1 pseudogene is annotated in these 2258 nt (G+C 51.8%); it reads right to left on the reverse strand.

Features of this window, described 5'->3' with window-relative positions:
* A pseudogene (locus QUA45_RS28540) lies at nt 1-2258 on the reverse strand (hypothetical protein); the annotation flags it as partial.

A 2258-nucleotide genomic window follows, 5' to 3' on the forward strand; every position in this document is an offset into this window, starting at 1 on the left:
TCCCTAGCGCGATCGCGGGAGAGTCTCGCCAGCTCTAAATTCTGCTGGTAGCAGGCGATCGCTTTGCTGTAGTCTTTTGGCGCAGTCTGGAGAGGCAATCCTGCTTGCTGCCCCAGTAATTGTTCATCAGTTAAGCATTGAGCGGCACTCGGTGTCAGGCTTGCTAAGTTTTGCGGTTCGCGATTTCGATCGCCATTAAGCTGGCTCAATTGTTGAGCGGCAAGGGAATTAGGATTTTCTGGCTGTGTATTAGAGACTTGCACTGACACAGGTACAGTGGCTGCCGCAGTTGGTATTGCCTCTGAGTTTGCAAGCGTTGGTACGAGTGGTGTGGTGGTTGGGAGACCTAATGGTTGTGGCACGCCCCTTTCTGACGGCAGCGTGGGAGCTAACCCAGAGGAGGGAACTTCTAATGGTTCTGGTACACCCCTTTCTGGCGGCAGCGTGGGAGTTAACCCAGGGGTAGGAGGATCGGGATTATCTGGTTGTGATACACCTAAGCCTAGAGGTGCGATCGCAGGGAATTGAATCGCAGGTGGTGCGAGTGCTGCGAGTGCTGGTGGTTCTGGCGGTAGTGTGGGAGCATACCCACCACTCCCAAAGCCGATACCTCGCCAAAGGGGTGGCAGCGGACTGCCCAAAACAAAGGTAGGAGTTGTAACAGATATTAATCGGCTGGCACTGGTATCAATGCTGTTGGGGTCATTGCTGCTAGTAGCGAGGCGAATCGTACCCTCAAAGGCGAGAACAGTGCCGGGAGCGATCACGTTCCCAGCTTCTAAAGTTATGTTTCCATCTGGTAGGCCGATCTCAGCTACAGAGCTGAGGAAGCTATTTTTGGCATTAACAGTGCCACGAGAGCTGAGTAAACTGATGTTGCCCCCTCCAGAAAGGATCGAACCGGCTACAGTGATGTCTTCGTAGGAGCGGAGTAGAATATTACCGCCAACGCCTGCGCGGGTACGAGAATCTATTTTTTCTCCAATGGCATTAATGCTGCTTTCACCTTGAAGAAAAATTGAGCTACCGCCAGAAGAAATATTCCCTACAGCTAAACTGCCCGCCCTAACATTGATATCGCCACCTCTCCCCAAGGGAGATGTAGAATTTAAAGGAGCAATATTAAGCGTAATTCCCCCTGGTGCATCGTTGAGAAAATCAATTGCGCTATCGCCGGAAATAATATCTCTGACACTAACATCGCTTCCTACAATCTCGATTACGCCACCTTTCCCCGTGCTGGAACTAGAATTTATTACCCCACTGACGTTGAGGTCGCCTGGGGCAAATAACTTGATCCAGCCACCTCCAGAAATGACATTTCCCAGAGTTACAGGCGCTGCGTTTACTTCGATCTCGCCTCCAACTCCACCGCTATAGCTGGAATTTAGGGTACTATTGCCAGCGTTAACGCGGGCTTCGCTCAACACATAAATGCGACCGCCACCGGAGGTTATATTACCAGTCACAATGTCACCCCCATAATTACCCACAGCAGTTTTGAGTTCGATCGCGCCTCCCACTCCTCTGTTAGAACTCGAATCAAAATTCCTAGCGCTGATGCTGTTGTTGTTCCTGCTGACACTATTGAGGCCGATATTGCCACCGTTTGAGACAATGTTTCCGACTGCAATGCTACCAAAGGCCAAAAGCCCGACATCGCCACCTGCAGTGCCGCTGCCAGAGTTGAGATCGCCGACGCCGATCGCCCCTGCTTGACTGCTGAGGGTAATGTTGCTACCGCTAGAGACAATATTTCCCGTTGCTATATTGCCGTAAGCATTGAGAGAGATGTTGCCCCCTCCGCTGCCACCATTCGCGTTCAGAGTGCTGGCGCCGGTGTCGATCGCACCTCGATTGCTAAGCAAGCTGATCTCGCCCGCGTTGATTCCGCTAGTGTCGATGTTGCCGGCACTGATGTTGCCTTCTCCATAAAGGGTGACGTTGCCTCCGTTTCCAAGGAAGCTAGAGGTTGTAATTCCACCTGCGGCGATCGCGTTTGTCCCATATAGGAAAATTGACCCACCGTTACCGGTTATCGAGGAAGCGTTCAAGGTGTTGGCGCTCGTATTGATGCTTCCCCCCGCGCTGTAGAGGGTAATATTGCCGGAATTGCCCGTTGTTAAAGTTGAAGTATTCAGGTTTTCCGCTGCGATGTCCCCGGACGCTACCAGCGCGATATCTCCGCCATTTGAAGTAATGGATGCTGCTTGAATGCTGTTTGCAGCGCCTAAAAAAACTGAACCTGCGATCGCGAT

Origin of the sequence: Microcoleus sp. Pol12A5 (genome assembly GCF_036701435.1) — a bacterium.
Lineage (GTDB): Bacteria > Cyanobacteriota > Cyanobacteriia > Cyanobacteriales > Microcoleaceae > Microcoleus.